General features: G+C 71.0%; 5 protein-coding genes. 4 read left to right on the forward strand and 1 reads right to left on the reverse strand.

Features of this window, described 5'->3' with window-relative positions; genetic code table 11:
- Positions 1–463: 463 nt before the first annotated feature.
- A complete protein-coding gene (locus ACWEN3_RS36670) occupies positions 464–1,159 on the reverse strand; it encodes a response regulator transcription factor (RefSeq protein WP_452980091.1) in 696 nt (231 codons plus the stop codon).
- A gap of 288 nt (positions 1,160–1,447) precedes the next feature.
- Here ACWEN3_RS36670 and ACWEN3_RS36675 point away from each other — a divergent pair, with 288 nt between their 5' ends.
- From ACWEN3_RS36675 to pdhA, 4 genes are all read left to right on the forward strand, one after another.
- Positions 1,448–3,781, forward strand: a complete 2,334-nt coding sequence (locus tag ACWEN3_RS36675; protein WP_452980094.1) for a heavy metal translocating P-type ATPase — start codon at positions 1,448–1,450, stop codon at positions 3,779–3,781.
- A gap of 392 nt (positions 3,782–4,173) precedes the next feature.
- Positions 4,174–4,440 (forward strand): SHOCT domain-containing protein, encoded by a 267-nt coding sequence (locus ACWEN3_RS36680; RefSeq protein WP_452980096.1) that lies wholly within the window; start codon positions 4,174–4,176, stop codon positions 4,438–4,440.
- Positions 4,441–4,650: 210 nt separating this feature from the next.
- Positions 4,651–6,483 carry an acetate--CoA ligase gene (gene acsA / locus ACWEN3_RS36685; RefSeq protein WP_452980099.1) on the forward strand — a complete coding sequence of 611 codons (1,833 nt, stop codon included), beginning with the start codon at positions 4,651–4,653 and terminating at the stop codon, positions 6,481–6,483.
- The gene (pdhA, locus tag ACWEN3_RS36690; protein ID WP_452980102.1) at positions 6,480–7,505 is read left to right on the forward strand and encodes a pyruvate dehydrogenase (acetyl-transferring) E1 component subunit alpha; all 1,026 of its coding nucleotides are present in this window, start codon (positions 6,480–6,482) and stop codon (positions 7,503–7,505) included. Before acsA ends, pdhA begins: the two co-directional genes overlap by 4 nt.
- Positions 7,506–7,549 lie beyond the last annotated feature (44 nt).

Raw genomic sequence — 7,549 nt, forward strand, 5'->3', positions numbered from 1 at the left:
CACCTCGTGGTGGAAGGCGGCGGCCAGGTCCTCCTCGGTGGCGAGCGGCTCCCCGTCGCGCATCAGGTAGGCGTGCCCGATCTGGTGATCGGGGTTGGTCATCCTGGCGTACCTGGGTCTCGGGGTGGGCGAGTACGGAGGAGACCAGCCCTGCTGAATCGTCCCCGGCCACGGTGGAGCACGAGGTCGACAGCAACATACGTCCCGCGCCGTCGTAGACGGTCGCGCAGTCGCCTCTCCGGTGAGCCTCCTCGACAAGGGCGCGCGCCGCCGCCTCCGACTTGTGGTCCGACAGGTACTCCTCCGCCACAGCGGCTATCGACCTCGTCCTCGAGGCTGATTCGTCCCGGAACGAGGTCTGCTCGCGCTGCGTCATGATCAGCCCGAGCGGCACCACCGCTAGCACCAGGACTGCTGTGATCAGAGCGAGGACGCTCAGTGCGATGCGGCGGGTCACGACGCATCAGCCGACTTCGCCGAGGCGGAAGCCGCGCCCGTAGACCGTTTCGACCAGTCCGGGCACGCCCAGCTTGCGTCGCAGTGCGGCCATATGGACATCCAGCACCTTCGTGGGGCCGTACCAGTGCGCGTCCCAGGCGCGCTCCAGGATCTCCTGACGCGTGACGACTCGGCCCGGATCGGCGGCCAGGCACTGCAGGATGTCGAACTCCTTCGGCGTCAGCGCTATCTCCTCCCCGCTGACTCTTACCTTGCGGGTCCGGGGATCGACGGCCAGCGGGCCGTGGGTCAGCAGTTCGGGCTCGGACGGGCGGACACGGCGCAGTACGGCCCTGATCCGTGCCAGCAATTCAGCAAGCCCGAAGGGCTTGACCAGGTAGTCGTCGGCGCCTTCGTCGAGGGCGGCGACCCTGTCGCCCTCCTCGCCGCGGGCGGTCACCACGATGATGGCCACGTCGGACTGGTGGTGGAGCTTGCGGCAGACCTCGAGGCCGTCCAGGTCGGGCAGGCCGAGGTCGAGGAGGACCACGTCGGGAGCCGGTGCATGGGTGAGCGCACCGCGTCCGGTGCCGACGCTGGTCGCTCGGTACCCGGCTCGGTCCAGCCCGCGCACCAGCGACCCGGCGAGCCCTGGGTCGTCCTCGACGACCGGCACAGTAAGCGCGTCGGGATCGGCCCGCAGACCGTTTTTCTGTTCCACGGCACCCAGCGTAGGCCGACGGGGTCGGCCCCCGGACCGGCAGCGGGTGGGACGCCTCGGCCCACGGGATGGCCTCGTCGTTTCTGAAGGGTCTGGTGGTGCGGGGCTCCCGCAGAGGAACCCGACCCACGCCTTTCGCCGAGTGGGGCGAGTAGGACCGAACGGGCACGGCGGTCGGCCCTGGATCAGGGACGAACGTCCCCTGCCGTGCTCTCGGAGTTCCGCGATGTCATGGCGGAGGAAGGACCGATTCGAGAGTCGTCGCACCGGCTGGAACCCAGGTATGCCATGACTGACCGCCCCTCCCTTACGGCAGGACTGCGTCGCTCGATCGCGGCGGGTGTGTCGTCGCGTCTCGAACCCGTCCTGCTGGCCGTCACCGCAGCGGCCTTGCTCGCCGGCGGCGTCGCCTGGCTCATGGACGCCGGCGACCTGGCCGGCCTCTTCTGGCCCCTGGGCACCCTTGCCGCCCTGGTTCCCGCGGTGGGATGGGTGCTGGTTGCGTTGTGGCACGGCCACACAGGTGTGGACCTCATCGCCGTACTCGCGCTCGGCGGCACCTTGGCCGTTCACGAGTACCTGGCGGGTGCCCTGATCGCACTGATGCTGGCCACCGGCCGCACGCTGGAGGCCACAGCCCGGCGGCGTGCCTCGCATGACCTGCACGCCTTGCTGGAACGCGCACCGCGCTTCGCACGCCGCCGCACTCATGACGGGGTGGCCAAGATACCGCTGGCGGAGGTAGCCGCTGGGGACCTGCTCGTCGTCGGCCCCGGCGAGGTCGTTCCCGTCGACGGCCGCGTGGAGAGTACGGGGGCGGTTCTCGACGAGTCGGTGCTGACCGGTGAGCCCTTGCAGGTCGAACGGGCAGGCGGGGAGGCGGTGCGCAGCGGCGTGATCAACGCCGGGAGCGCCTTCGAGATGCGGGCCACGGCCACCGAGCAGGGCAGCACGTACGCCGGGATCGTGCAACTGGCCCGGCAGGCCGGCGCCGAGTCCGCCCCCGTCGTGCGGCTGGCGGACCGGTACGCGTTCTGGTTCCTGCCGCTGTCCCTGGCGGTGGCGGGACTGTCGTGGCTGATCAGCGGCTCGGCCGTACGAGCGGTCGCCGTGCTGGTGGTCGCCACTCCGTGCCCGCTGCTGCTGGCGGCGCCGGTCGCGATCGTCTCCGGTCTCTCCCGGGCTTCCCGTCTCGGCGTCGTCATTCGCGATGGCGGCGCCTTGGAGAACCTCGGCCGCGCCCGCACCCTCCTGCTCGACAAGACCGGCACCCTCACCCGAGGACGGCCCCGCGTGCTCGACGTCATCGCCGCTCCCGACGCCAAACCCACGGAAGTCCTGCGCTTGGCGGCCTCCCTCGACCAGTACTCGCCCCACGTACTGGCCCAGGCCATCGTCGACGCCGCCCGGGACCGCAAACTGGAGTTCTCGGTCCCCTCCGACGTCGCCGAGGAACCGGGCCGGGGCGCCACGGGCGTCGCCGATGGACACCGGCTCGCCCTCGGTCGTATCTCCGCTGACGACGACCTGCCGGCCTGGGCCCGGTCGGTCGACAAGCGCGCCCTCCTCGACGGCGCGGCCGTCGCCTGGCTGAGCCGCGACGGACACCTGGCCGGCGCCATCCTGATGCGCGACCCGCTGCGCCACGACGCACCGCGCACGCTGCGCCACCTGCGGGCGGCGGGCATCGAACGGCTGCTGATGCTCACCGGTGACCGAAACGCACCCGCCCGCGAAGTCGCCGCCGTCCTCGGTCTGGACGGCGTACGTGCCGAACTCTCACCGGCGGACAAGGTCGCCGTCGTACGGGCCGAAGCCGAGCACACGGTCACGGTGATGGTGGGCGACGGCGTCAACGACGCGCCCGCACTGGCCGCCGCCGACATCGGCGTCGCCATGGGCTCACGCGGCTCCACCGCCTCCTCCGAAGCCGCCGACATCATCCTGACCGCCGATCGCGTCGACCGCCTCGCCGACGCCGTCGCCATCGCCCAGCGAGCGCGGCGCATCGCCGTCCAGAGCGCCCTCGGCGGCATGCTGATGTCCCTGGTGGCCATGGCCGCGGCCGCTGTCGGCCTGCTCCCGCCCGCCGCCGGCGCGCTGCTCCAGGAGGGCATCGACGTCGCTGTCATCCTCAACGCACTGCGTGCACTGCGTGTCGGCCAGGCCGCGCGACCGGTCCTCACCCCCGCCGCAGAGGCTCTCATCCACCGCTTCGCCGCCGAACACGACGACCTTCAGGACGTCCTCGAATCCGTCCGCGACACCGCCGGCCGACTCTCCGACCCCCTTGGCCCCGAGGCCCTGGAAGCCGTCGAGGAGACCCACCGGCTGCTCATCGAACGGCTCCTCCCGCACGAGTACGCCGAGGAGCACGAGCTGTACCCGGCCCTCGCGCCGACGCTCGGCGGACCCGAGGCCACCGCCACCATGAGCCGTGCCCACACCGAGATAGAACGTCTCTCCCGCCGCATCGCCACCCACCTGCAACTTGCCCACGCGAGCGGGTGCCTGCTCCCGGAGCAACTCGACGACCTGCGCTCCTGTCTGTACGGCCTGAACACGGTCCTGCGCCTGCACTTCACGCAGGAGGAGGAGAACTACTTCTCCCTCGCTCCCTGAACGACGACGTCGTCAGCCTCCTTGTCCCGCGTCCCTGGGGTATCGATGCCGTCGTTCGCCATATACCCCCGGGGGTAAATCTTCACGGGAAGGGAGCATCGCGTGTTCTTCGTCGACACACTCGTTCTTCGTCGACACACTCGAGATCGCCGGCCTCGGCGACCGCAGCCATCTGGCCGGCGCGGGCGGCGGTGGCGGTCGATCCGCCGCGGGCCGGGCACCGGCGGCGAGCACTGTCAGGGACAGGTGCACGGCGCTGCGGCGGACGCCGGAAGTCGGGTGCCGAGTGGCCCACGAGCGAGGCCGAAGGGCCCTTGGTGTCCCCGCCCGGCCGAAGCCCACCATGAACGAAAGGGCGCTGTTCGAGACCCCGTAGTCGGAGGTGGGCCCTGATGTACTGGAACGGCGGCTGGGCCTGGATGGCATTCATGCCCCTGTTGTGGATCGCACTGATCGCCCTCGCCGTGTGGGCCGTGATCCGCCTGACCCACAGCGCGTCCGACGGCACTTCAGGTCGCGGCCGCGGCTGGGCGGACAGCGAGCCCCGGGAAACCCCGGAGGAGATCCTCGACCGGCGCTATGCCTCGGGGGAGATCGACACGGACACCTACACCGAAGCGCGCGAGCACCTCTCCGCCCACCGGCCGAGGACACGATGACTGGACTCTGCACGCGCCGGTTGCCACTGACCGTGCTGCTCACCACGGTCGCCGCGTTCATCGCCCGGGTCGTGCCAGAGGCGGTGGTTCGCCGGTGTGGCGGCAGCGGGACTGGTGCCGTCCGACCACGGACGGGAGCCTTCGGACCGGTGCGGGCGGGGCGGTTCGGTCAGATGGTACGGAGCCGGCCCGAAGGAAGGAGGAACTGGCATGCGCTGGGCGACCATCCGTAAGGACCCCGTGCTGCGCACCGCCCCCAATCTTCGCGACTACGACAAGGAGTGCGCGAGCTTCTCGTGGCAGGCGGCACGCGGCAGGCTGCAGGGACTGCCCGGGGGGCGGGGACTGAACATCGCGCACGAGGCCGTCGACCGGCACGCGGCATCGGATCGTGCGACTGCGGTCGCGTTGCGCTGTGTCGGGCGGGACGACTCCGTCACCTCGGTGACGTTCGGAGAGCTGGCCCGCTCGACGTCGCGTTTCGCCAACGTGCTCCGCGGCCTCGGCATCGGGCACGGTGACCGGGTGGTGACGCTGCTGGGGCGCTGCCCCGAGTTGTACACCGTGGTCCTCGGCACGCTGAAGAACACCAGCGTCCTGTGCCCGCTGTTCTCCGCCTTCGGACCGGACCCGGTGTTCCAGCGGGTGACGCTCAGCGACGCCCAGGTGCTGGTCACCACGGCGGACCTGTACCGGAAGAAGGTCGCAGGGCGACGGCACAGCCTCGCCGCCCTGCGTCACGTACTGATCGTCGGCGACGGGGCCGACGACCTGCCCGGCACCGCTTCCCTCACCGCACTCATGGCCGAGGCGGCCGACACGTTCACGATTCCGCCCACCTCGCCGCACGACATGGCCCTGCTGCACTTCACGAGCGGCACGACGGGCATCCCCAAGGGCGCGGTGCATGTGCACGAGGCGGCCGTCGCCCACTACGTGACCGCGCTGTACGCCCTCGACCTCCATGAGGACGACGTGTTCTGGTGCACCGCGGACCCGGGATGGGTGACGGGCATGTCCTACGGGATCGTCGCACCGCTCATGCACGGCGTGACGGTCGTGGTGGACGAGGGCGAGTACGACGCCCGGCGTTGGTACCGGATCCTCGCCGAGCAGCGGGTGAGCGTCTGGTACACGGCACCGACGGCCCTGCGCATGCTGATGCGCACGACACCGAGGACCGGCCCGTACGACCTGCCCCGCTCCTTCGACCTGAGCGCGCTGCGGTTCATCGCGTCGGTCGGCGAGCCCCTCAACCCGGAGGCCGTGGTGTGGGGGCGGGACGTGCTCGGGCTGCCGGTGCACGACAACTGGTGGCAGACCGAGACCGGCGCCATCATGATCGCCAACTTCGCCGCCTGCGACATCCGCCCCGGTTCGATGGGGCGCCCGCTACCCGGTGTGGAGGCGGCGGTGTTGCGGCGCGGTGAGGACGGCCGGGTCGAGATCGCCGGCGGGCACATCACCGTGCTGGAGGAGCCCGGCGTGGAGGGCGAGCTCGCGCTCCGGCCCTGCTGGCCGTCCATGTTCCGCGGCTACCTGCACGACGAGCCGCGCTCCGCCGCGGCCTTCGCGGACGGCTGGTACCTCACCGGCGACCTGGTACGACGCGACGCCGACGGCTGGTACTGGTTCGTGGGGCGTGCCGACGACGTGATCAAATCGGCGGGACACCTCATCGGTCCGTTCGAGGTCGAGAGCATCCTGATGGAGCATCCGGCGGTCGCCGAGTCCGGGGTCATCGGCCGTCCCGATCCCGTGGCCGGGAACATCGTCAAGGCGTTCGTCACGCTGCGGCCGGGCTTCGACGCGACCACCACGATGCGGCAGGACCTGCTGGCCTTCGCCAGGCGGCGACTCGGCCCGGCCGTGGCGCCCCGGGAGATCGCCTTCGACCAGCACCTGCCGCACACCCGCAGCGGCAAGGTCATGCGCCGTCTGCTGCGGGCCCGTGAACTGGGCCTGCCCGAGGGCGACATCTCCACCTTGGAGGACTCCACCCAAGACACCTCGTCCACGGCGAGGACGGAGCAGCCGGCATGACCACCACCCGTACCCCGCACGCGCCCCGGTCCTCGGCCCACCCGGACCGTCAGGCCGCGCACCGTCTGGCCCTGCTGGAGTCGATGCTGCGCGTCCGCCGGTTCGAGGAGCGCTGCGTGGAGCTCTACAGCGCCGCACGCATCCGGGGCTTCATGCACCTCTACATCGGCGAGGAAGCCGTGGCAGTCGGCGTCAACGAGGCACTCACGGGCGACGACGCGGTCGTGTCGACGTACCGCGAGCACGGGCACGCACTCGCGCGTGGTGTCCCGGCCGAGGCGATCATGGCCGAGATGTTCGGCAAGGTCACCGGCTGCAGCCGCGGCCGCGGCGGCTCGATGCACCTCTTCGACGCCGAACGCCGCTTCTACGGCGGCAACGCGATCGTCGGAGGCGGACTCCCGCTCGCGGCGGGCCTCGCCCTCGCCGACCGCATGACCGGCCGCAACCGGGTCACCTGCTGTTTCTTCGGCGACGGCGCTTTCGCCGAGGGCGAGTTCCATGAGACCGCCAACCTGGCCGCGCTCTGGCGGCTGCCCCTGCTGCTGGTGTGTGAGAACAACCTGTACGCGATGGGCACGGCCTTGGCACGTCACCAGGCCCAGACCGACCTCGCGCTGCGTGCCGCCGGGTACGGCATGGTCTCCTGGGCCGTCGACGGCATGGACGTCTTCGCCGTCGAGGACGCCGCCCGGCGGGCGGCCGAAGGGATACGGGCCGGAACGGGTCCGCACTTCCTGGAGATGCGCACGTACCGCTTCCGCGCCCATTCCATGTACGACTCAGACCGTTACCGCGACAAGGCCGAGATCGAGCGCTGGAAGGAACGCGACCCGGTCGAGGGACTCGCCCGGCGGCTGCGGGAGACGAAGGAGCTGACCGACAAGGCCCGCACCACCCTGGAGGACCGTCTGGCCACCGAGATCGACGCGGCCGTGGAGGCTGCCGAGCAGGCCCCGGAGGAGCCCGTCGAGGATCTGCTGAAATTCGTCACCAGCCCGGTGGAGGCGACCCGGCCATGACCACGACCCGCACACGCACCACCGGGACCGCCGCCCCCTCCGAC

Source organism: Streptomyces sp. NPDC004561 (assembly GCF_053602155.1).

Excerpts from the sequence above, each read along its gene's own strand:
- ACWEN3_RS36675 (WP_452980094.1), top strand. The coding sequence starts at position 1,448 with ATGACTGACCGCCCCTCCCTTACGGCAGGACTGCGTCGCTCGATCGCG.
- ACWEN3_RS36680 (WP_452980096.1), top strand. The coding sequence starts at position 4,174 with ATGTACTGGAACGGCGGCTGGGCCTGGATGGCATTCATGCCCCTGTTG.
- acsA (WP_452980099.1), top strand. The coding sequence starts at position 4,651 with ATGCGCTGGGCGACCATCCGTAAGGACCCCGTGCTGCGCACCGCCCCC.
- pdhA (WP_452980102.1), top strand. The coding sequence starts at position 6,480 with ATGACCACCACCCGTACCCCGCACGCGCCCCGGTCCTCGGCCCACCCG.